Here is a 21,893-nt window from a genome sequence, read left to right as displayed (position 1 = left end):
CGTGTCTTACAGTCACTGTCCAGTAACTGTGCACAATGTCCGCTCAATCGAGTGGCGCATCGTCGGACCGCTTGCTCCCTGTCCGGGGCGTACCGGCCGTTGCACCAGCGGTGACCGCGTTCTTACCGTTCTGTGCGGCGTTCTGACTGTTGCCCTTTCCCCCCTCGGCCGGCTGCTGGAATGACTCCAGTGCCTCGAGGACATCCTGCACGCGGGTGATCTCCGCGTTGATGTCCTGACGGCGCCGGCTGAGCACCTCGAGCTCCTTCTTGCCCTCGGTCACGATGCGCTCGGCCTCGACGCGGGCCTCGCTGCGCACCCGCTCCGCGTCGCGCTCCGTGTCGTTCTTCTTCTGCTCGGCCCCCTTGAGCAGCTCCTCCGCCTTCTTCACCGCGGCGATGCGGACCTTGCTCGCCTCCGCGCTCGCGTTGGACCGCGTCTCCTCGGCCCTGGCCTCGGCGTCCGTGACCAGCTCGCGGGCCTTGGCCTCGGCCTTCTCCAACTGCTCCGTGGCGGCCGCGACGAGCTTGTCGACCCGCTCGCCCGCCGACTTCATGGTGGCGGCCGACTCCGAGCGGGCCCGCTCGTGCAGCTCCTCGACCTCGGCCTCGACGCGCTGCCGCAGCTCCGTCGCGCGCTCGCGGATGGCGGTGGCGTCCCTGCGGGCCTCTTCGAGCAGCGTGTCGGCGTCCGTACGGGCCCGTTCCACCATGCCGTTGCTCTCCGAGGTGGCCCCGGCGACGATCCGGTCGGCCTCCTTGCGGGCGGCGCCGACCATCGTGTCGGCCTGCTCCTCCGCGGTGGTGCCGATCTTGAGAGCCTCGCCCTGCGCCTGCGAGATGAGCTCGTCCGCCTGCCCCGCGGCCTCGGCGCGGCGCTTGTTGGCGTCCTCGCGGGCCTCGTCCCGGATCCGGTCGGACTCCGCGCGGGCGGCCTCGGCGTCGCGCTCGGCGGACTCCAGCGCGTCCTTGGCCAGGATGCCCAGCCGCTCCGCCTCCGCACGGGCCTTGGTGATCAGCTGGTCCGCCTGCTGGGCCGCGTCCGTGCGGCGCTTGTTGGCCTCGTCGCGCGCCTCGTCCATGATGCGGCGGGCCTCCGCCTCGGCGCTGCCCAGCGACTCCTCGGCCGCGCGGCGGCGCTCCTCGGCGTCCCGCTCGGCGGAGTCGAGGGCGTCCTTGGCGAGGATGCCCAGCCGCTCGGCGTCGCGCTGCGCCTTGCCCACGGTCTCCTCGGCCCGGGCGGCGGCGTCGGCGCGGAGCCGGTCGGCCTCCTCGATGGCCTCGGTGAGCAGCCGGTCGGCCTGCTCGGCGGCCTCCACCCGCTGCCGGTTGGCCTCGTCGCGGGTCTCCGTCCGCAGCCGGTCGGCCTCCTCGATCGCCTCGCCGACCGTGCGGTCGGCCAGCTGCCGGGCCTCCTCGGCCTCCTCCTGCGCCTCGCGGCGCATCCGCTGGGCGTCCTCGGTGGCGCGCTCGCGCTCGGCGTTGGCGTCCGCGTGCAGCCGGTCCGCGGCCTCCTGGGCCTCGGACCGCAGGCGCTCCGCGGCGTGCTCGGCCGCCGAGCGCAGCCCGGTGATCTCCTCCTCGGCCTGCTCGTGCATGCCGTTGACCGAGTCCCGCACCTGCTGGGCGGTCTGCTCGGCCGCGCCGACCAGCTCGGCCGCGTGCCGCTCGGCCTCGGCGACCAGCCGCTCCGCCTCGGCGCCGGCCTCCTCCACACGCTTGCGGGCGGCGGCCAGCAACTCCTCGCCCTCGCGGCCGGCCTGCGCGCGCTCCTGCTCCGCCTCGCCGCGGGCCGCGCCCAGCAGCTCCTCGGCCTCCCGGCGGCGGCGCACGGCCTCCTCCTGGGCGGCGGACAGCGCCTCGGCGGCCTCGGCCCGCAGCCGTCCGGCGGTCTCCTGCGCCTCGGCCCGGACCCGGTCGGCGGTCTCCTGGGCCTCGGTGCGCAGCGTCTCGGCCTCGGCGGCGGCGTCGCCCCGCAGGCGTACGGCCAGCTGCTCGGCCTCGGCCCGGGTCTGCGAGGCGTCGGCGGCGGCCTCGTCGCGCAGCCGTACCGTCTCCTGCTCGGCCTGCTCCTGCAGCCCGCGGACCCGCTCGGCGACCTCCGTGCGCAGCGTGGCCGCCTCCTCGGCGGTCTCGCGGCGCAGCCGCTCCGCCTCGGTGCGGGCCTCGCGCAGCGCCTCCTCGGCCGCGGCGATGCGGTGCTCGGCCTCCTCGCGCAGCCGGACCAGATCGGCCTCGGCCTCGTCGCGCAGCCGCTGGGCGGCCCGCTCGGCCTCCTCGCGCAGCAGCAGGCCGGCGCCCTCGGCGTCCTCCTTGACCTGCTCCGCCTGCTGCTCGGCCTCGGCGCGGACCTGCTCGGCCTCGCCCCGGGCGCGCTCCAGCAGCTCGTCGGCCTGCCGGCGCAGGCCCCCGGCCCGCTCGATCGCCTCGGTGCGGACCTTCTCGGAGTCGGCGGTCGCCTTCTGCCGGTGTTCCGCGGCATCGGCCTTCGCCTTGGTCAGCAGCTCCTCGGCGGACCGGGCCGCCTCCTCGATCTGCTGCACCGCCTCGCGCCGCGCCTCGCCGCGGATGCGCTCGCCCTCGGCGACCGCCTCGGCGCGCAGCTGCTCGGCCTCGCCGCGCAGCCTGCGGGCCTCCTCCTGCAGCTCGACCGTCTTTGCGCGGTACTCCTTGGTGTCGTCCTTGGCGGTGCCGAGCAGCTCCTCGGCCGACTCCTCGGCCTGGCCGCGGAGCCGGTCCGCCTCCGCCTCCGCCTCGCGGCGGATGCGCTCGGCCTCCTCGCTCGCCGCGCCGGTGGTGGCACGGGCGTCCTCGGTGGCCTTGTTGAGGACCTCCTCGGCGGTGCGGGCCGCCTTGGCCAGCGCCGCCGCGGCGTCCTCCGCCGCCTCGGACTTGGCGGTCTCCTGGGCCTGGCTGCGCAGCCGCTCGGCCTCGTTGTTGGCGTCGGCGAGGATCTGCTCGGCCTCGGCCTTGGCGGCCTCCGCCTCCTTGGTCGCCTCGGCGACCAGCCGGGCCACCTCGGCCCTGGCCGTACGGGTGCGCTGCTCGTTGTCGGCGTCGACGGTGGCCAGCCGCTTGGCGGCGTTGGCCGAGGCCTCCTCGCGGAGCCGGTCGGCCTCGCTCTGCGCCTCGCGCAGCTTCTCCTGTGCCTCGCGCAGCTTCTCCTCGGCGGAGCGGGAGAGTTCGCCGGCCTGGGTGCGGGCGTTGTCGGTGTCGCTCTGGGTGGAGGCACGCAGCTGCTCGGCCTGCGTGGTGGCCTCCTGGGCCTGGCTGGCCGCGGCGTTCAGCAGCCGCTCGGCGTCCGCGCGGGCCCGGCGCAGCAGTTGCTCGGCCTCGGCGCGCGCGGTCGAGGACTCCGACTCCAGCCGGTCGCGGGCGCCCTCGGCGATCCGCTGCGCCTCGGCGCGTGCGGCGGCCAGCGCGGCCTCCGACTCGGCGCGGGTCTCCTCCATGAGCCGGCGGGCCTGCGACTCGGCGCGGGCCCGCAACTGCTCGGCCCAGGCCACGTTCTCGTTGACGTGGCTCTCGACGTTGGTGCGGCGCTCGGCCAGCTCCTCGTCCAGCCGGCGGCGCCGGCCGACGGCCTCGGCGTGCCACTCGGCCTCCACGCGGGCCTGGTGCTCGGCCTGCTCCTGCAGGAGGCGCTGGGTGGCCGCCCGGGCCTCGCGCAGCTCCCGCTCGGCGTCGGCGCGCAGTTGGTCGGCCTGGATCTGGGCATTGCGCAGCAACTGGTCGGCCTGGTGGCCGAGGTTGTCGTAGGCAGGGCGGCTCGCGAGGTTGCGGCGCGCCTCGTGCAGCTTGGCGCGCAGCACCTCGACCTGGTAGCCGAGGTCGTCGGCATGCTGGACGACCTTGTCCCGCTCCTTACGAAGCCGCTCCATCTCGGCCTCGAACTGCGAGAGGTGGTCGTCCTCAACCTCGTAGCGGTCGTAGCCCCGCACTCCGCGGTCCCATCCGTCTCCTGGTGTACCCACCCGCCAACCGAGTGAGATTCCCCGGGGCCCCGTTTACCGCGGAGCCTTGCGGAGAATTGTGTCCGATCCCACGCCGAGGCGCGGGCAGGTACCCCAGCCCACCCCGGGGTCGCCAGGCCACTCTACCGGGGCGAGTCGTCTCCGGTCAGTGGTCCTTGGCCGAGGTGACGAGCTCGGTGAGCACTCCGTGGCAGTCCTTGGGGTGCAGGAAGGTGATCCGCGACCCCATGGAACCCTTGCGCGGGCTGTCGTAGAGCACCCGCACGCCCTTGTCGCGGACGGAAGCCGCGTCCGCGTCGACGTCCTCGGTGCCGAAGGCGATGTGGTGCACCCCCTCCCCGTTCTTGGCCAGCCACTTGGCGACGGTGGAGTCCTCGCGGGTGGGCTCCAGCAGCTGCAGGTAGGAGGCCCCGCCGTCGGGGGTCTCGTTGATCTTGAGCATGGCCTCGCGCACACCCTGCTCCTCGTTGACCTCGGTGTGGAACACCTCGAAGCCATAGGTGGCACGGTAGAACTCGACGGTCTTGTCGAGGTCGAAGCAGGCGATGCCGATGTGGTCGATTCGCGTCAGCATGACTCCAGTGGACCGCCGGTCCGCATGGTCACGCAACGTGCGCGCGATCACACCGTCTGCCGGGTGACCGCCGGCTCCACCTCTCAGTACATTGACAGCACCCTCGAAAACCATCGTTAACATTCCCTCCGTGCAAAGGGGCCGCGTCATGACCAGCCAGGCACGAACCTCCGTGATCGTCGCGGGTGCGCGCACCCCCATGGGCCGGCTCCTCGGCTCGCTGCGCACCTTCTCCGGGGCCGAACTCGGCGCCGTCGCCATCAAGGCCGCGCTGGACCGGGCGGGCATCGGCGGTGACCAGGTGCAGTACGTGATCATGGGCCAGGTGCTCCAGGCGGGTGCCGGGCAGATCCCTGCCCGCCAGGCAGCGGTCAAGGCCGGCATTCCGATGAACGTGCCGGCGCTGACGATCAACAAGGTCTGCCTGTCCGGTCTGGACGCCATCGCCCTCGCCGACCAGTTGATCCGGGCGGGTGAGTTCGACGTCGTCGTGGCCGGCGGCCAGGAGTCGATGACCAACGCCCCGCACCTGCTGCCGAAGTCCCGCGAGGGCTTCAAGTACGGCGCCGTCCAGATGCTGGACGCCATGGCGTACGACGGTCTCACCGACGCCTTCGAGAACATCGCCATGGGCGAGTCGACCGAGAAGCACAACACCCGCCTGGGCATCGGCCGTGCCGAACAGGACGAGATCGCCGCGCTGTCCCACCAGCGGGCGGCGGCCGCGCAGAAGAACGGCCTGTTCGAGGCCGAGATCACCCCGGTGGAGATCCCGCAGCGCAAGGGCGAGCCGGTGGTCTTCGCCAAGGACGAGGGCATCCGCGCGGAGACCACGGCCGAGTCGCTGGCCAAGCTGCGCCCCGCCTTCAGCAAGGAGGGCACGATCACCGCGGGCACCTCCTCGCAGATCTCCGACGGCGCCGCCGCGGTGGTCGTGATGAGCAAGGCCAGGGCCGAGGAACTGGGCCTGGAGTGGATCGCCGAGATCGGCGCCCACGGCAACGTGGCCGGCCCGGACAACTCGCTGCAGTCGCAGCCGTCCAACGCCATCGCGCACGCCCTGAAGAAGGACGGCCTGTCGGTCGGCGACCTGGACCTGATCGAGATCAACGAGGCGTTCGCCGCGGTGTCGGTGCAGTCCATGAAGGACCTGGGCGTGACACCTGAAAAGGTGAACGTCAACGGCGGTGCCATCGCCCTCGGTCACCCGATCGGCATGTCCGGCGCCCGTATCGTCCTGCACCTGGCCCTGGAGCTCAAGCGCCGCGGCGGCGGTGTGGGCGCGGCGGCCCTGTGCGGCGGCGGCGGCCAGGGCGACGCCCTGATCATCCGCGTGCCGGGCAAGTAGCGGAGTACCGGCAAGCAACGGCACCAACGGCGAGTGAGCCGAAGGGGAGCGGCCGTTGCCGACAAGATGGGGGCCCCTCCCAGCGGGAGCTGGGGGAGCGCGGAGCCCGCGAGGAACGAGCGGGCGAGCACGGTCGACCGTCGGCGACGGCTGAGCGCACCGGAGGCGAACCGAGCCCTTGAAAGGCAACGAGGAGCGTAGCGATGGACGTCCCCACCCTGGTGGAGCAGGCGCGGCAGGGCCGCCCGAGGGCGGTTGCCCGGCTGATCTCGCTGGTGGAGGGGGCGTCCCCGCAGTTGCGTGAGGTGATGGCCGCGCTCGCGCCGCTGACCGGCGGCGCGTACGTGGTCGGGCTGACCGGCTCGCCGGGCGTCGGCAAGTCCACGTCGACGTCGGCGCTCGTCTCGGCGTACCGGCGGGCCGGCAAGCGGGTCGGGGTGCTGGCCGTGGACCCCTCCTCGCCGTTCAGCGGGGGCGCCCTGCTCGGCGACCGGGTCCGGATGAGCGACCACGCGTCCGACCCCGGCGTCTACATCCGCTCCATGGCCACCCGCGGCCACCTGGGCGGTCTGGCGTGGGCCGCGCCGCAGGCGATCCGCGTGCTCGACGCGGCCGGCTGCGAGGTGGTCCTGGTGGAGACCGTCGGCGTCGGCCAGTCCGAGGTGGAGATCGCCGCCCAGGCCGACACCTCCGTGGTGCTGCTCGCGCCGGGCATGGGCGACGGCATCCAGGCGGCGAAGGCGGGCATTCTCGAGATCGGCGACGTGTACGTCGTCAACAAGGCCGACCGGGACGGCGCCGACGCGACCGCCCGCGAGCTCAACCACATGCTGGGCCTCGGCGAGACCCGCCGGCCGGGCGACTGGCGCCCCCCGATCGTCAAGACGGTCGCCGCCCGCGGCGAGGGCATCGACGAGGTGGTCGAGGCCCTGGAGAAGCACCGCGCGTGGATGGAGGAGCACGGGGTGCTCGCGGAGCGCCGGCTGCGCCGCGCGGCCCTGGAGGTCGAGCACATCGCCGTCACCACGCTGCGCGAGCGCATCGGCGACCTCCACGGCGACCGCCGTCTCGGCGCGCTCGCCGAACGGATCGTCGCCGGCGCCCTGGACCCGTACGCCGCCGCCGACGAGCTCGTCGCGGGCCTCACCGAGCAGGCCTGAGGCCCGCGCCCCCCGGGCGCGGGCCCTCGCAGCGGCGGGTCAGGCCTTGCCGCGCACCGCGCGCAGGTGGTCCGCGACCGGGTTGAGGGCCCTGCGCAGGGCCGCCAGGTCCTCGGCGGGGAGCAGGTCGATGAAGTGCTCCCGTACGGCGGCGACGTGGTGCGGGGCGACCTTGCGCATGGTCTCCCAGCCGTCCTCGGTCAGGACGGCGAACAGCCCGCGCCGGTCGGACTCGCAGTTCTCGCGGCGGACCAGGCCCGCGGTCTCCATACGGCTGATCTGGTGCGACAGCCGGCTCTTGGACTGCAGGGTGGCGCGGGCCAGGTCACTCATCCGCATGCGGTGCTCGCTCGACTCCGAGAGGTTCACCAGGATCTCGTAGTCGTTGTAGGTCAGACCGAACGGCTGCAGATCCCGTTCGAGCTGGTGCGTCAGCAGCTTGCTGACCTCCAGGTGGATGCGCCAGGTGCGCTGCTCGTCGGCGGTCAGCCAAAGGGTGCCGGTCTCTGTCTCCATGATGGAATTATACCCAGAAAGTTGAAATCCGGATTATTCGGGGTCCCGGTACGTGTCGGTAGGTTCACAGACCGAAGCGGCGCTGCAGGTCCCCGAGCTGTCCGGGGAGCCTCGGCACGCCCTGCTGCGCGCCCGGGACGCCCGCCCCGCCGCCCGGGACACCGGCCTCGTGCGGGACCGCGCCCGTTGCCTGCTCGGGCATGAGCACCTCGCTCGACTGGAGCAGCACCTGCCCCGCGCCGACGAACTCGAACTGGTGCTCCTCGCCCGAGGTGCCGCCGACGCCGGTCAGCGCCCGCAGCCCGCCCAGGACGCCGCGCATGTACCCGTGGTCGTAATGGTGGCAGGGGGACGGGCAGTCCGCCCATCCCACCAGGGCCTGCGGGTCGACGCGGACCGGCGGCTCGACGAAGTGCACTGCGCCGTTGGAGGCCGCCACGAACTTCCCCGTACCGATCAGGGTGAGGAAACCGGGGATGATCGACTGCTTGAGCGACAGGCCCGGCTGGAACGCCAGCAGGTTGCCCGACCGGATGGTCAGGTTGCCGTCCTCCAGGTCGAAGGAGTTCACGTCGAACGCCCGGTCGGCGAGGATCATCTTGCCCTGGCCCTCGGCGACCACCCAGTCCGCGGCGTGCAGCGGGGAGTGGAAGTTGCTGCGGATCAGCCCGTCGAGGGCGCCGTGGCCGATGCCGTGGAAGCTGATCTGCCCGTAGTAGGCGATCATCTTCCCCTTCTGCAGGAACCACTGGCCCTTCAGGTCGACGCTGAAGGCGTACGGGTTGACGTTGTCGTCGACCGGCAGGGTGTACGGGTCGTGGACGACCGGTCCGGTGCTCACAGCTTCTCCTCACTCGCCTGGACGTAGACCGTGCCCTGACCCGACAGCTCCAGCTGGAACGCCTCGCCGGAGCCGCGGCCCACCATGTCGCGCCAGCCGAGCGCGGTGGACAGCTTGTTGCGCACGTCGCCGCGGTGGGCGACGTACGCCTGGGGGTCGACGTGCACCGGGCGCTGCGGGGTGATCGGCAGCTCGATGACGCCGCCGTGCGCCATCACCGCGACCGCGCCGTGCCCCTGCAGGGTCGTGGTGAACAGCCCCTGGCCGGTGACCTGGCCGCGGATGACGCCCATGACGCCGCCCTGGGAGCCCATGAACATCGTGCCCTGCCGCAGCGAGCCGTCGAAGGCCAGCAGCCGGTCCGCCTCGACGTAGAGGGTGTCGCCGCCCAGGTCCACGCAGTGCACGTGGTGGCCGCCGTGGCCGAACATCACCGAGCCGTGGCCCTCGACGGTCATCAGCGGGGTCGCCTCGTTGGCGAGCCGGCGGCCGATCATGGAGCCGATGCCGCCCTGGCCGCCCTGCATGTTCGGGGTGAAGCTCACGTTCCCCCGGTAGGCCAGCATCGCGCCGCGCTGGCTGAACAGCCGCTGCCCCGGCAGCACCTGGGCCTCGACCATCTTGGAGTTGATGCGGGTGAACGGCATCAGACCTGCCCCCCGACGGTGTTGCGCTCGCTCGGCTGCACGTACACCAGGCCGTCGCCCTCGAAGCGGATCTGGAAGGACTCGCCGCCCGACTCGCCGATCACCGTCCGCCAGCCGATGCCGGTCTGGAAGTGCTGCTGGAGGTTGCCGGTGTGCGCCACGTACGCGCCCGGGTCCACCTGCAGCGGCATCCCGGGGGTGACGCGGAGGACCACCGCCGGGCCGTCGGAGGTGATCGCCGCCTGGCCGGCGCCCTCCACCGTGGTGGTGAACAGGCCGTTGCCCTGCGAGGCGCCGCGCAGCCCGGTGAAGGTGGTTCCGGTACGCAGCGTCGCCTCGGTGGCGAGCAGATTGCTCGCCTCGACGTAGAGCTTCTCGCCGTTCAGCCGCACGAGGTTGATCTCGCTCGCGCGGTCGGCGAAGTAGCAGGTGCCCTGCCCTCGTACCTCCATGACCTCCATGGACTCGCCGGTCAGCCGTCGGGTCACCATGCCGCGCAGACCCTCGCCGCCCCCGGACATCTTCTTGAAGCTCATCTGGCCGTCGTACGCGACCATCGAGCCGTTCTTCGCCTTCACGGCGTCGCCGGCCATGTCCACGGCGAGCACCTTGCTGCCCTGCAATCGAAACTGAGCCACGGGTCAGACCGTATCCGTCCGGGAGGAACCCGTCACCAGGGTCCTCGTCACACGATGTGCACCGGTTCCGTGCGGCGCTCCCGCCGCCCCGGGTGGAATGTTCATCCCGCTTCCTCCTTCTTCACGAGCCGGGTCGTCGCGTGTCGTGAAGGGGGACGCCGTCCGCGCGCCGGCGGTTCACCGGCGACCCACGACCCCGGGGGAGGGGCGGCCCGGGCGCCGGGTCATAATGGGCGGAGCGTTTGTGATCGCATTCACAAACAATCCGATCGTCAGCCCCGGCGCCCGCCGCAGTCCCTGTCCCGATAGTGAGGTCCCGTGGACACCAAGACCGCCTCCGCCCTGAACCGGCTCCGCCTGGTATCCGCCCCGGAAGGGGTCTCCTTCCTGCTCCTGCTGATCTGCTCGGTGCTCAAGCGCACCACGGAATTCAACGCGGTTCCGGTGATGGGGATGATCCACGGCATCCTCTTCATCCTCTACGTCGTGTTCTGGCTGGACGCCTGGAACCGCGCCAAGTGGCCGCTCGGCCGCGCCGCGCTCTACTTCGTGTTCTCCGTCCTCCCCACCGGCGGCTTCTTCGCCGAGCGCAGGCTTCGCCGCGAGGCCGAGGACAGCGTCATCGCCGCCCGCGCGCGCAAGGAGCTCAAGGAAGGCGTGGTCGAGGCATGATCGTCGCCTTCTCCGTCACCCCGCTCGGCGTCGGCGAGGAGGTCGGCGCGTACGTGGCCGACGCGGTCCGCGTGGTCCGCGAGTCGGGCCTGCCCCACCGCACCGACGCGATGTTCACCTCCGTCGAAGGTGAGTGGGACGAGGTCATGGACGTCGTCAAGCGCGCCGTGGCCGCCGTCGAGGCCCGGGCGCCGCGCGTCTCGGTGGTCCTCAAGGCCGACATCCGGCCCGGCGTCACCGACGGGCTCACCTCCAAGGTGGAGACCGTCGAGCGGTACCTCGCGCAGTAGCCGCACCGCACCCCGCGGGGTGGCGCGCACCGGCGGTCAGTCGCCGGCCAGCGCGCCGCCCAGCGGGGTGCGTTCGTACAGCACCTGGTGGCCGTAGCGGCGCGAGGTGAGCAGGCCCGCGTCCCGCAGGACCGCCAGGTGCGCCGACACCGACGACAGGGCGAGGCCGTGCCGGTGGGCGAGCGCGGTCGTGGTCGCGGGCTCGCCCAGCCCGCCGAGGATGGCGGCGCGGTTGGCGCCGAGCAGCCGCACCAGGGCTTCGGAGGCTGCCTGCGGCGCCTGCCACAGCCCGCCGATGCCGCGGGCCGGATAGACCACGGTGCCCTGCCACGGCGGGTCGAAGCCCGCCGCGAGGTCCGGCCACACGAAGACGCTGGGCGCCAGGACCAGGCCGTCGCCGCCCAGGTCCCGGTCGTGCTCCGTCGGCTTGTGCAGCGTGAGGGTGTCGTCGGCCCAGCTCAGCGACGGGTGGAGGTCGGCGAAGAGCCCGGTCAGCCCGCCGTCCGCGAGCCGGCGCGCGCGGAAGGCGATGTCCGCCTCCAGCACGGCACGCAGCCGGGGCCAGTAAGGGGCGACCAGTGCCTGCCAGGCCCGCTCGTACAGGTCCGCCAGTTCCCGTACCGCGCGCGCCGGGTCGGCCAGCATCGCCCGGCCCTGCGGGGTGGCGGCGGCGCCCGGGGTGTCCGCCAGCGAACGGGCCAGGTCCTGCCGGGCGGCCTCCGGGTCGGTGGCCCGCACCCGGGCGAGTTCGTCCTCGATGGCCGCCGACGGGCCCTGCGGTGGCGGGCAGAGGAAGTCCGGACTGTGACCGGGGCGCGGCATCAGCAGCCACAGCGGCGTCAGGTCCAGCGCCCGGGCCGCCTCACGGGTCTGCCGCAGCCAGGGCATGTGGTAGGCCTGCAGCCCGGGCTCCTTCAGCGTGCGGACCGCGCCCTCGGTCTCCCACAGAGGGGAGACCGCGAACCGGCAGCGCAGCAGGTCGTCCGGTCCGAAACGCATGCGGAACGGCACGGCACCCCCCGCTCCCACGGTTGTGACCCGATACTTTCGGCTGGAGCCGAAACACTACGCCGTGCCCCCACCGGGCCGCCAGGCTGCGCCCATGACGCTGAACACCGACACCGCCGCGGCCGGCCCGGCCGCCGGGCGCGGCTACCGCGCGGTCTTCGCCGTACGCGAGTTCCGGGCCGTCTTCGCGGCGCACGTGCTGTCGCTGCAGGGCACCGTGGTCGCCGAGATCGCCCTGTCCGTGCTGGTGTTCCGGCTCACCGGGTCGCCGCTGCTGACCGCGCTCACCTTCGCGCTCGGCTTCGTGCCGTACGCGCTGAGCGGCACCCTGCTCGCCGGGATCGCCGACCGCTTCCCGCCGCGCCGGGTGCTCGTCGTCTGCGACCTGCTGTGCGCCCTGTGCGCGGCCGGGATGGTGCTGCCCGGGACGCCGATCGCGGTCCTGCTGGGCCTGCGCTGTGTGATGGCGATGATCGCGCCGGTGTTCACCGGCACCCGGGCCGCGAGCCTGGCCGACATCCTGCCGGGCGACACCTTTGTGCTGGGCCGCTCCCTGATCCGCATGGTCGCGCAGGGCGCGCAGATCGTGGGCTTCGGCGTCGGCGGGTTCCTGCTGGTCGTCCTCCCGCCGCGGGCCGCGCTGGCGATCACTGTGGCGGCCTTCCTGGGTTCCGCGCTGCTGCTGCGCCTCGGCACCGCACGGCGCCCGGCGCGCGGCGGCGGCGCGGCACGCTCCGCCGGTGGCACCGGCCGCCTGGTGCGGGACCCCCGGGTGCGGGCCCTGCTGCTGCTCTGCTGGATCCAGCCGTTCTTCGTGGTGTTCCCCGAGGCGCTCGCGGCCCCGTACACCGACTCCATCGGCGCCGGCACCCCGGGCCTCGGCCTCTTCATGGCCGCGATGCCCGTCGGCACCGTCCTCGGCGAACTCCTCGCGGGCGCCTTCCTGCCCCCGGCCGCCCGCGCCCGTCTGACCGTTCCGCTCGTCGCGTGCTCGCTCCTGCCGTACGCCCTCTTCGCCCTGCGCCCCTCACTGCCGCTGGCCGTCGCCGCGATGTTCACCACGGGCCTGACGGCCGCGTACACCCTCGGGCTCGACCAGTGGTTCGTGGCGGCGGTGCCGGAGGCGTTGCGGGGGCGGGCGATGACGTTGCAGTCGGCGGGGCTGATGACGATCCAGGGGCTGGGGATGGCGGTGGCGGGGGCGGCGGCGGAGTTCGTCGCGCCGCACGTGGTGGCGGCGGGTGCGGCCGGTGCGGGGACGGTGTGCGTCCTGGTGGTGCTGGGGCGGGTGCGGGGGAGTGCGGGCGGCGGCGGGAAGTGAGAGGGCCGGGCGGAGCGCGGCGCAGGCGGCCGAAGCCCGTGAGGCCCCCAGGGCCGAGCGGTGCGAGGGCGGCCGGGGGAGGTTCAGCCCAGTGGTTCGTGGCGGCGGTGCCGGAGGCGTTGCGGGGGCGGGCGATGACGTTGCAGTCGGCGGGGCTGATGACGATCCAGGGGCTGGGGATGGCGGTGGCGGGGGCGGCGGCGGAGTTCGTCGCGCCGCACGTGGTGGCGGCGGGTGCGGCCGGTGCGGGGACGGTGTGCGTCCTGGTGGTGCTGGGGCGGGTGCGCAGGACCGCCGCCGGCGGCGCCTGAGCGGGCCGGGCGGAGACGTGCTCGTGGTGCCGCGGACCGTATGGGGCGGTCCGCGGCACCACGAGTGATGGGGTGCCGGTCGGGTCAACCGGTCCGTCCTGGGTCAGCTGACGTTGACCCCGGTCCATGCGGCGGCGACCGCGTTGTACTCGGCGGAGCCGGTTCCGTACAGGTCCTTGGCCGCGCTCAGGGTCGCGGTGCGGGCCTTGGCGTAGTTGGTGGACGAGGTGAAGTACACCGTCAGCGCGCGGTACCAGACGGCGGCGGCCTTGGCGCGGCCGATGCCGGTGACGGTGGAGCCGTTCTTCGTCGGGCTGTTGTAGCTCACGCCGTTGACGGTCTTGGCGCCGCTGCCCTCGGAGAGCAGGTAGAAGAAGTGGTTGGCCACGCCCGACGAGTAGTGGACGTCGAGGTTCTTCACCGAGGACGACCAGTAGTCGGCGGAGGCGCCGTCCTTGGACGGCTTGTCCATGTACCGCAGCGGGCTGCCGTCACCGTTGATGTCGATCTTCTCGCCGATGAGGTAGTCGGGCGTGTCCGAGGGCAGGTTCTCGTAGAACTCCACCATGGTGCCGAAGATGTCGGAGGTGGCCTCGTTGAGGCCGCCGGACTCCCCGGAGTAGGTCAGGCCGGCCGTGGCGCTGGTGACGCCGTGGGATATCTCGTGGCCCGCGACGTCGAGGGCGGTCAGCGGGTGGGTGTTGCCCGAGCCGTCGCCGTAGGTCATGCAGAAGCAGCTGTCGTCCCAGAAGGCGTTGACGTAGTTGCTGCCGTAGTGGGCGCGCGACAGGGAGCCCTTGCCGTCGTTGCGGATGCCGGAGCGGGCGAAGGTGTTCCTGTAGAAGTCCCACGTCGCCGCCGCGCCGAACTGCGCGTCCACGGCGGCCGACTGGCGGTTGGAGGCGGAGCCGTTGCCCCAGACGTCGTCGGTGTCGGAGAAGGTGGTCCCGGTCCCGCTGGTGCGGTTGTTCAGGTCCGTGGTGTAGATGCCGCCGCGGCTCGCGTCCTTGAGCGTGAAGGTGCTGCCGGACTTCGTGGTGGTCAGCTGGACCGAGCCCACGTGGACGCCGGTCCCGCTGCCGGTCCGGATGCCCTCGTAAGCCTGGATCACGGCGCCGGTGGCGGCGTCGGTGACGACGTTGAGCGCGCTGGGGGTGCCGTCGGCCTGGGTGCCGTGGACCACGGTCCGGTACGCCAGGCGGGGCGTGCCGCTGACGGCCCAGACGACCTTCTCGGGGGCCGCGGCCGAACCGACCGCCTTCAGCGGCTCCTCGCCCTTGACGAGCGGGGTCTTCAGCAGGCCCTTGACCGTCGCCGCGGCCTTCTCCCGGGCGGCGGCGGCCGTGACGGAGGGCGTGAGCGTGGCGGGCGCGATTCTCGCGGTGACCGCGCGCGAGACGGACCGGGTGGCGCCGTTCTTGCCCTGGTGCACCACCAGGTCGCCGCCGAGCACCTCCAGGCCGGCGTAGGTGCGGTCGTAGCGCAGGTGACGGGTGCCGTCGGGGTCGACGACGGCGTCCTTGACGGTCAGTTGCTCGCGGTCGCCCAGGCCGAGGCTCCCGGCGAGGCCGGCGGCCTCGCCGCGGGCGTCGGACAGGGCCTGCGCGTGGGAGGCGGCGATGCCCTGGGCGGTGGGCGCGCTCTGGGCGTTCGCGGCGAGGGACTGGAGACCGCCGGCCAGGAGCGCCGAGGCGGCGGCGAGCGTGCCGAATGCCAGCTTCTTGCGCAATGTGACTCCTTGGCTCCCGTCGCGTGGGGGCGACGGGCGAGGACCCCGGGCATGTGGGTGACCGGGGCTGTGTGGGGGGTGCGCGGTGTTCCGCGCGGCAAGGAGCCTCGCACCGAACGACGGGTTAATGACAGGTGCATTTCATCCTTTGGCCGGTTCGTGCGACGGCGACCCGGGCCCATGCGGCCATCTCCCGGCCCAAAGGGTGACAACTCCGTCCCATGCGTAGGGGAAACCCTCCCCGGGGAGGGCGGCTTTCCGGTCACGATCCGCGTCCTGGATGGCTGAAACATCGCGGTAATACGTGTGACGGGGACGCGGCGTACGATCACGCGCACCATGGCGCCGGCGGACGACGCCGTCCCGGCACGCGAGACGCGGCTGCCCAGCATGTGACCGACGGGTAGGCTCGGGCCTGTGCCCAAGCCGCTGAGCCTGCCCTTCGACCCCATCGCCCGTGCCGACGAGATCTGGACCCGGCGCTGGGGACGCGTCCCCTCGATGGTCGCGATCACGTCGATCATGCGCGCCCAGCAGATCCTGCTCTCCCAGGTCGACTCCGCCGTCAAGCCGTACGGACTGACCTTCGCCCGCTACGAGGCCCTGGTGCTGCTGGCCTTCAGCAAGGAGGGCGAGCTGCCGATGTCCAAGATCGGCGAACGCCTCATGGTGCACCCCACCTCGGTCACCAACACGGTCGACCGCCTGGTCGCCGCCGGCTTCGTCGCGAAGCGGCCGAACCCGAACGACGGCCGCGGCACGCTCGCCTCCATCACCGCCAAGGGCCGGGAGGTGTGCGAAGCCGCCACCGAGGACCTCATGGGGATGAAGTTCGGGCTCGGCGCGTACGACGACGAGGAGTGCGCGGAGATCTTCGACCTGCTGCGACCGCTGCGCATAGCCGCAGGGGACTTCGAGGAGTGAGGCGCACCACGGCCGGGGCCGTGGCGGGCGCCGGAATCGCAGCGGTTACGCTCGTCGGCATGAAGCAGAGTGTTCTGACCCGGTACCGCACGCTCGCCTACGTGACGGGCGTGCTGCTGGTGCTGCTGACCATCGGCGTGATCGCCAAGTACGTGCTGGAGATCGACGGCGCCGGGGGCTTCACCAAGGTCGTCAGCATCGCCCACGGCTGGCTGTACGTCCTCTACCTGGTCTTCGCCTTCGACCTGGGCTCCAAGGCGAAGTGGCCGCTCGGCAAGCTGGCCTGGGTGCTGCTGGCCGGCACGATCCCCACCGCCGCGTTCTTCGTCGAGCGCAAGGTGAGCCGCGAGGTCACCCCGCTGGTGGTCCCCGCGGGTGAACCCGTCAAGGTCTGACACCCGCCTGACCTGCGGTTTCCTCCCCTCCCTCAGTGAGTGGGAGGATTCGCCGTCGACAAATACTAGGACGTCCTAGTATTTTCGCCTTGTAGGGGTCATCCTCGTGCTACGGGGATGTGCCCGGTAGGCGAGAGAGGCGGAGACACGGCATGGACGCTGCAGCCATCGAGGAGGGGCGCAGCCGCTGGCAGGCGCGCTACGACGCCGCGCGCAAGCGCGAGGCCGACTTCAGCACGCTCTCCGGCGATCCGGTCGAGCCCGTGTACGGCCCTCCCGCCGGCGAAGGCGTACCCGGCTTCGAGCGGATCGGCTGGCCCGGCGAGTACCCCTTCACGCGTGGACTGCACCCGACCGGTTACCGGGGCCGTACGTGGACGATCCGCCAGTTCGCGGGCTTCGGCAACGCCGAGCAGACCAACGAGCGCTACAAGATGATCCTCGAGGCGGGCGGCGGCGGCCTGTCCGTCGCCTTCGACATGCCCACCCTCATGGGCCGCGACTCCGACGACCCCCGCTCGCTGGGTGAGGTCGGCCACTGCGGTGTCGCCATCGACTCCGCCGCCGACATGGAGGTCCTGTTCAAGGACATCCCGCTCGGCGACGTCACGACCTCCATGACGATCTCCGGCCCCGCGGTGCCGGTCTTCTGCATGTACCTGGTGGCCGCCGAGCGCCAGGGCGTCGACCCCGGTGTGCTCAACGGCACCCTGCAGACCGACATCTTCAAGGAGTACATCGCGCAGAAGGAGTGGCTGTTCGCCCCCGAGCCGCACCTGCGCCTGATCGGCGACCTGATGGAGCACTGCGCGGCGGGCATCCCCGCGTACAAGCCGCTGTCGGTCTCCGGGTACCACATCCGCGAGGCCGGTTCCACGGCCGCGCAGGAGCTCGCCTACACCCTCGCCGACGGCTTCGGCTACGTGGAGCTGGGCCTGTCCCGCGGGCTGGACGTCGACACCTTCGCGCCGGGCCTGTCCTTCTTCTTCGACGCGCACCTGGACTTCTTCGAGGAGATCGCCAAGTTCCGCGCCGCGCGCCGGATCTGGGCCCGCTGGATGCGCGACGTGTACGGCGCGCAGACCGACAAGGCGCAGTGGCTGCGCTTCCACACCCAGACCGCGGGCGTCTCGCTGACCGCCCAGCAGCCGTACAACAACGTCGTCCGCACCGCCGTGGAGGCCCTGGCCGCGGTCCTCGGCGGCACCAACTCGCTGCACACCAACGCCCTGGACGAGACGCTGGCGCTGCCCAGCGCCCAGGCGGCGGAGATCGCGCTGCGGACGCAGCAGGTACTGATGGAGGAGACCGGCGTCGCCAACGTGGCCGACCCGCTGGGCGGCTCCTGGTACGTCGAGGCGCTGACCGACCGCATCGAGGCGGACGCGGAGAAGATCTTCGACAAGATCAGGGAGCTCGGCGCCCGCGCGGTGCCGGACGGCAGGCACCCGGTCGGCCCGATCACCTCCGGCATCCTGCGCGGCATCGAGGACGGCTACTTCACCGGCCGGATCGCCGAGGCCGCCTTCGAGTACCAGCGCGCCCTGGAGAAGGGCGACAAGAGGGTCGTCGGCGTCAACTGCCACACCGGCTCCGTGACAGGCGACCTGGAGATCCTGCGGGTCAGCCACGAGGTCGAGCGCGAGCAGGTCCGCGTACTGGCCGACCGCAAGGGCGAGCGCGACGACGCGGCCGTCCGCAAGGCGCTGGACGCGATGCTGACCGCCGCCCGGGACGGCAGCAACATGATCGGGCCCATGCTCGACGCGGTGCGCGCCGAGGCCACGCTCGGCGAGATCTGCGGCGCCCTGCGCGACGAGTGGGGCAGCTACACCGAGCCCGCCCGCTTCTGACGGACGACGCGGGGCCCGTCGGGACAGCGCGTGTTCCCGACGGGCCCCGCCCGCCGTCGTGCCCGCCGCCCCCGTAGTCCGAGGGCGGCGGGCACACGGCTCAGAACTGCTCGACGAAGTACGGCTGCAGGGTCATCCAGCCGTTGCCGCGGGCGCCGTTGCGGGTGCCGTTGTCGCTCCGGGCCAGCGTGTACCAGGAGTCGACGTAGTCCGGGTCGTCGGTCCACCAGTCGTCCGGGATGGCGTCCATGACCGCGTTCACCAGCGGGATGTAGGCGCCCTGGTCGGCGATGGTCAGCAGGACGCCCGCGATGGCCTTGGCCAGGTCGCGGTAGTTGGTGCTGCCGTCGTCCTCCATCATCACGGCGTCGGCGAGGTTGTACTTGTACAGCGACCAGTTGACCAGGATCTGGTTGGGGCTGTACGTCGTCCCGTCGTTGTCCAGGTACGGCATGTCGACGGGGTCGACCCGCACGACTCCGTCCTGGCCGAAGCCCGTGACGAGGGTGTAGATCTCGGCGTCGCCCTTGACCCACGGCTCCTCGTCGTCGGAGAGCCGGACCTGGGTGATGCGCGTGGTCCAGAAGCCGGCCGCGGCCGTCGAGGCCGACGAGGCCGACGAGGACGGCGCCGCGGAGCGCCGCTCGGAGGACGTCAGGCCCTGGCGGTCCAGCTCGCCCCGGAGGACGTCCAGGCCCGCGGCCAGCGCCTTGGAGCCGTCGATGTCGACGACGTACACCGGGTGGGTGGGGGCGGTACGGGCGTCGAGGCGGTGGGCCCGGCCCCGGCTGTCGTAGGCGGTGACGGTACGGACGTCCTCGTCGGAACTGGCCGCGGCCACCCAGGGGGTGACACCGGAGGCCAGCGCCCCGCGCATCGAGTCGTCCCCGAGCCGCAGCCGCAGCAGGGAGCCGACGTCCGCGCCGAGGCCCTTGGCGGCGGCGATCCGCCGGTCGGCGTCGGCGAGCGCGGGCCGCAACTGCGGGCCGGCGAGTTCGGTGACGGCCACCTCGTCCGAGGACAGTGCCGCGTGGCGGACGCGGGCGCGCCACGAGGCGTCGGAGAGGGAACCGGCGATGGCGCGCGCCGCCTGGTCCTCCGCCACGGTGACGGCGGACGACGGGGCGTGGGCACGCGGGGCGGCGGTCGCGGGGAGCGCGGTGGCGCTCTGTGCGGCCGTCAGGGCGATCAGCGAGGCGGCGACGGTGGCGACGACGCCGCGCCGACCGGGGTGAGGGTGTCTCACGTGGATCGATCCTCCTGGGGGCGAGCGATCAATGGGCGCGCTGACAGGGTGGAACGAGGGAACGCCGAGCAACGGCCATGCCTGGCCGCCGGGTTGTCTATGCGAGTAGATGACCCGCCGGTAAGCATGACGATGACATGCCATACCGGCAAGGGGTGTTGAGGTTTCCTCGAAGGAAGACCGGCCGAACTCCCGGCGACGGCTAGATCGCCGAGGCCGCCGCGAGGCCGCCCAGCAGGACGGTGGTGAAGCGGGCCGCCCAGTCGGCGTCCACCGGTTCGCAGCTGACGAGCGCCCGGTGCACCACGGCCCCCGCGATGACGTCGAAGATGAGGTCGACCTGCGCTGTGGGGTCGCCGTCGTCCGGCGGGATCTCCCCGCGTTCCTGGGCCCGCCGGCGGCCCTCGACGACCAGGCGCTTCTGCCGGTCGACGATCGCCGCGCGGATCCGCCGCCGCAGCGCGTCGTCGTGGGTGGCCTCGGCGACCACCGCCATGAGCGCGGTCCTGGTGGCGGGCTGCTCCAGCAGGGCCGCGAACTGCAGGACCACGCCCTCCACGTCGGCCCGCAGGCTGCCGCGGTCGGGCAGTTCGAGCTCGTCGAAGAGCGCGGCGACCGCGTCGACGACGAGTTCGTTCTTGTTCGCCCAGCGCCGGTAGAGGGTGGTCTTGGCGACCCCGGCGCGGGCCGCGACGTCGCCCATGGTGAGCCTGCCCCAGCCGAGCTCGACCAGGGCCTGCCGCGCGGCGTCCAGAATCGCCCGGTCGACCTCCGCACTGCGGGGACGGCCGGTCCTTCTGCCTGTTTCACGCGCGCACATGGCTGGGAACCCTATCCCCGTTGCGCGTCGCGCGACCCTGCAGTTACGCTACGGGTCGTATCGAAAGAGTGGTGGCCGTCGCACGTGAGTCGGGGACTTCGCGTCGGGCGGCGCGTCATCGCCGCGTGCCGCAGGTGGCGCTTTCGGGGGGCGATTCCCCGGTAACCGCGACGAGGGGGGAGGATTGGTCTCATGCAGCCACGGAACATGTCCATGAGCGGCGTGGTCGACCTCGCCGCGGTGAAGGCGGCCGGAGAGGCCAAGGCGAAGGCCGAACAGGCCCGCGCGGAAGCCGCCCGCAACGGGGGAGCGCCCGCCGCCCCCGCCCTGGTGACCGAGGTCACCGAGGCCACCTTCGAGAGCGATGTCCTGCAGCGCTCCACCGAGGTCCCGGTCGTCGTCCACTTCTGGACCGACCGCGCGGACGCGAGTGTGCAGTTGCAGGAGACGCTGGAGCGGCTCGCCGCCACCTACGCGGGCCGGATCGTCGTCGCCAGGATCGACGTCTACGCCAACCAGCTGCTGGTGCAGCAGTTCGGCGTGCAGGGCATTCCCGCGGTGTTCGCGGTGCTGGCCGGCCAGGCCATGCCGCTCTTCCAGGGCGCCGCTCCCGAGGACCAGATCCGCGAGGTGCTGGACCAGCTGGTCGCCGTGGCCGAGCAGCGGTTCGGGATCACGGGGGTGCCGGCCGAGGAGGGTGCCGAGGTGCCGGTCGCCGAGGAGCGGCCGCCTACCGCGCAGGAGATCGCGCTGTCGGCGGCGCACGACGCGCTGGACCAGGGCGACCTCGGTGGCGCGATCCAGGCGTACCGCAACGTGCTCTCGGACGACCCGGCCAACGCCGAGGCGAAGCTGGGGCTGGCGCAGGCCGAGTTGCTGCAGCGGGTGGAGGGCGCCGACGTGCAGGCCGCCCGCAAGGCCGCGGCCGACGCGCCGGCGGACGTCGCGGCGCAGATCGTCGTGGCCGATCTGGACCTGGTCGGCGGCCATGTCGAGGACGCCTTCGGCCGGCTGGTGGACACCGTGCGGCGCACCGTGGGCGAGGACCGCGACACCGTGCGGCTGCGGCTGCTGGAGCTGTTCGAGGTGATCGGTTCCGACGATCCCCGGGTGACGGCCGCGCGCGCGGCCCTCGCACGAGTGCTGTTCTGACCTGATCACGTAAGGTGGCCGTGCCTCGAAAGCCATTTCGAGCCCGGCGCAGGACCGGCCGCGCTTTACCAAATCTTGATGAAGCGCGGCCGCTGTTACTTCCGGTAAGAGAGTGACGGGACTCTGTCCGCATCCATCACCCGATGGGCGATTTTCACACCCTCATCGCAACTACGCAGGGTGACGGTTGTGGTCTAGACCATATCTTCTGGGTTATCGCACCGTTACCCGCTAGTAACGACGCCCCTTGTGCAGCGGCGCCGAATGGACCACGATCGGCCAAGCCCGGTCCGTCGCCGAGAAGTCGGCATCCAGCCGTCCGATTCGCGCGCGGGTCCCCACCGGGCCGGGACGCCGAAGCTGTGCCAGCAGCGGACGCGGACCGCGGACAGGGGGGTCTCTGCCGTCCGGCGGGGCCTGTCCAGCAGGTTGCGCGAGAGCGTGGCCGTGTGGTTGTCGCTCGGGGGTGATCGCC

Annotated in this window: 19 protein-coding genes and 1 pseudogene; 10 read left to right on the top strand and 10 right to left on the bottom strand. The window is 72.4% G+C overall.

Annotation, left to right across the window (positions count from 1 at the left end):
• Nucleotides 1-43: 43 nt before the first annotated feature.
• Complete coding sequence (scy, locus tag OIE69_RS14595) at nt 44-3,940, bottom strand: polarized growth protein Scy (protein WP_326581158.1); 3,897 nt, start codon at nt 3,938-3,940, stop codon at nt 44-46.
• Between the two features lie 178 nt (nt 3,941-4,118).
• A complete protein-coding gene (gene mce, locus OIE69_RS14590; RefSeq protein ID WP_326572381.1) occupies nt 4,119-4,547 on the bottom strand; it encodes a methylmalonyl-CoA epimerase in 429 nt (142 codons plus the stop codon).
• Between the two features lie 172 nt (nt 4,548-4,719).
• Here mce and OIE69_RS14585 point away from each other — a divergent pair, with 172 nt between their 5' ends.
• Together OIE69_RS14585 and meaB are read left to right on the top strand one after the other, a co-directional pair.
• On the top strand, nt 4,720-5,895 hold the full coding sequence (locus tag OIE69_RS14585; protein ID WP_326581156.1) for an acetyl-CoA C-acetyltransferase: 1,176 nt from the start codon (nt 4,720-4,722) through the stop codon (nt 5,893-5,895).
• Between the two features lie 203 nt (nt 5,896-6,098).
• Nucleotides 6,099-7,055, top strand: coding sequence for a methylmalonyl Co-A mutase-associated GTPase MeaB (meaB, locus tag OIE69_RS14580; RefSeq protein WP_326572380.1), 957 nt, complete (start codon nt 6,099-6,101; stop codon nt 7,053-7,055).
• Between the two features lie 39 nt (nt 7,056-7,094).
• On the opposite strand, the gene OIE69_RS14575 is transcribed toward meaB, so the two are convergent.
• The 4 genes from OIE69_RS14575 to OIE69_RS14560 form a co-directional block, all read right to left on the bottom strand.
• Nucleotides 7,095-7,571 (bottom strand): MarR family winged helix-turn-helix transcriptional regulator, encoded by a 477-nt coding sequence (locus OIE69_RS14575; protein ID WP_018563499.1) that lies wholly within the window; start codon nt 7,569-7,571, stop codon nt 7,095-7,097.
• 64 nt (nt 7,572-7,635) lie between these two features.
• Nucleotides 7,636-8,412, bottom strand: a complete 777-nt coding sequence (locus OIE69_RS14570) for an AIM24 family protein (RefSeq protein WP_326572379.1) — start codon at nt 8,410-8,412, stop codon at nt 7,636-7,638.
• The gene (locus OIE69_RS14565; protein ID WP_089225102.1) at nt 8,409-9,059 is read right to left on the bottom strand and encodes an AIM24 family protein; all 651 of its coding nucleotides are present in this window, start codon (nt 9,057-9,059) and stop codon (nt 8,409-8,411) included. The genes OIE69_RS14570 and OIE69_RS14565 overlap by 4 nt, the downstream gene beginning before the upstream one ends.
• Complete coding sequence (locus tag OIE69_RS14560) at nt 9,059-9,697, bottom strand: AIM24 family protein (RefSeq protein ID WP_326572378.1); 639 nt, start codon at nt 9,695-9,697, stop codon at nt 9,059-9,061. The genes OIE69_RS14565 and OIE69_RS14560 overlap by 1 nt, the downstream gene beginning before the upstream one ends.
• A gap of 318 nt (nt 9,698-10,015) precedes the next feature.
• Here OIE69_RS14560 and OIE69_RS14555 point away from each other — a divergent pair, with 318 nt between their 5' ends.
• Complete coding sequence (locus OIE69_RS14555) at nt 10,016-10,369, top strand: DUF3817 domain-containing protein (RefSeq protein WP_326572377.1); 354 nt, start codon at nt 10,016-10,018, stop codon at nt 10,367-10,369.
• Nucleotides 10,366-10,659, top strand: a complete 294-nt coding sequence (locus OIE69_RS14550; protein ID WP_326572376.1) for an MTH1187 family thiamine-binding protein — start codon at nt 10,366-10,368, stop codon at nt 10,657-10,659. Before OIE69_RS14555 ends, OIE69_RS14550 begins: the two co-directional genes overlap by 4 nt.
• Before the next feature lie 36 nt (nt 10,660-10,695).
• Here the strand turns inward: OIE69_RS14550 and OIE69_RS14545 are convergent, their stop codons facing one another.
• A complete protein-coding gene (locus tag OIE69_RS14545; protein ID WP_326572375.1) occupies nt 10,696-11,670 on the bottom strand; it encodes an ArsR/SmtB family transcription factor in 975 nt (324 codons plus the stop codon).
• A 91-nt stretch (nt 11,671-11,761) separates the two neighbouring features.
• On the opposite strand from OIE69_RS14545, the gene OIE69_RS14540 reads away from it, so the two are divergent.
• Nucleotides 11,762-12,988: an MFS transporter gene (locus tag OIE69_RS14540; RefSeq protein ID WP_326572374.1), complete on the top strand. Its 1,227-nt coding sequence runs from the start codon at nt 11,762-11,764 to the stop codon at nt 12,986-12,988.
• Between the two features lie 71 nt (nt 12,989-13,059).
• Nucleotides 13,060-13,299, top strand: a pseudogene (locus tag OIE69_RS14535) (MFS transporter); the annotation flags it as partial.
• 103 nt (nt 13,300-13,402) lie between these two features.
• On the opposite strand, the gene OIE69_RS14530 reads toward OIE69_RS14535, so the two are convergent.
• Nucleotides 13,403-15,028 carry a M4 family metallopeptidase gene (locus tag OIE69_RS14530; RefSeq protein ID WP_326572372.1) on the bottom strand — a complete coding sequence of 542 codons (1,626 nt, stop codon included), beginning with the start codon at nt 15,026-15,028 and terminating at the stop codon, nt 13,403-13,405.
• A 417-nt stretch (nt 15,029-15,445) separates the two neighbouring features.
• On the opposite strand from OIE69_RS14530, the gene OIE69_RS14525 reads away from it, so the two are divergent.
• The 3 genes from OIE69_RS14525 to OIE69_RS14515 all read left to right on the top strand — a co-directional run bounded on the left by OIE69_RS14525 (nt 15,446) and on the right by OIE69_RS14515 (nt 18,200).
• On the top strand, nt 15,446-15,952 hold the full coding sequence (locus tag OIE69_RS14525) for a MarR family winged helix-turn-helix transcriptional regulator (protein WP_326572371.1): 507 nt from the start codon (nt 15,446-15,448) through the stop codon (nt 15,950-15,952).
• A 59-nt stretch (nt 15,953-16,011) separates the two neighbouring features.
• The gene (locus OIE69_RS14520) at nt 16,012-16,347 is read left to right on the top strand and encodes a DUF3817 domain-containing protein (RefSeq protein WP_326572370.1); all 336 of its coding nucleotides are present in this window, start codon (nt 16,012-16,014) and stop codon (nt 16,345-16,347) included.
• Nucleotides 16,348-16,499: 152 nt separating this feature from the next.
• Nucleotides 16,500-18,200, top strand: coding sequence for an acyl-CoA mutase large subunit family protein (locus OIE69_RS14515; RefSeq protein WP_326572369.1), 1,701 nt, complete (start codon nt 16,500-16,502; stop codon nt 18,198-18,200).
• Between the two features lie 100 nt (nt 18,201-18,300).
• Here OIE69_RS14515 and OIE69_RS14510 read toward each other — a convergent pair whose 3' ends face one another.
• Nucleotides 18,301-19,446 carry a DUF3103 family protein gene (locus tag OIE69_RS14510; RefSeq protein ID WP_326572368.1) on the bottom strand — a complete coding sequence of 382 codons (1,146 nt, stop codon included), beginning with the start codon at nt 19,444-19,446 and terminating at the stop codon, nt 18,301-18,303.
• Nucleotides 19,447-19,648: 202 nt separating this feature from the next.
• Nucleotides 19,649-20,266 carry a TetR/AcrR family transcriptional regulator gene (locus tag OIE69_RS14505; protein WP_326572367.1) on the bottom strand — a complete coding sequence of 206 codons (618 nt, stop codon included), beginning with the start codon at nt 20,264-20,266 and terminating at the stop codon, nt 19,649-19,651.
• 192 nt (nt 20,267-20,458) lie between these two features.
• Here OIE69_RS14505 and OIE69_RS14500 point away from each other — a divergent pair, with 192 nt between their 5' ends.
• Nucleotides 20,459-21,418, top strand: coding sequence for a tetratricopeptide repeat protein (locus OIE69_RS14500; RefSeq protein WP_326572366.1), 960 nt, complete (start codon nt 20,459-20,461; stop codon nt 21,416-21,418).
• The last annotated feature ends 475 nt before the right edge of the window (nt 21,419-21,893 follow it).

Source organism: Actinacidiphila glaucinigra, assembly GCF_035918135.1.
Lineage (GTDB): Bacteria > Actinomycetota > Actinomycetes > Streptomycetales > Streptomycetaceae > Actinacidiphila > Actinacidiphila glaucinigra.
Note: the sequence above shows the minus strand (reverse complement) of the source record. Positions and strands in the feature narration are given on the sequence as shown.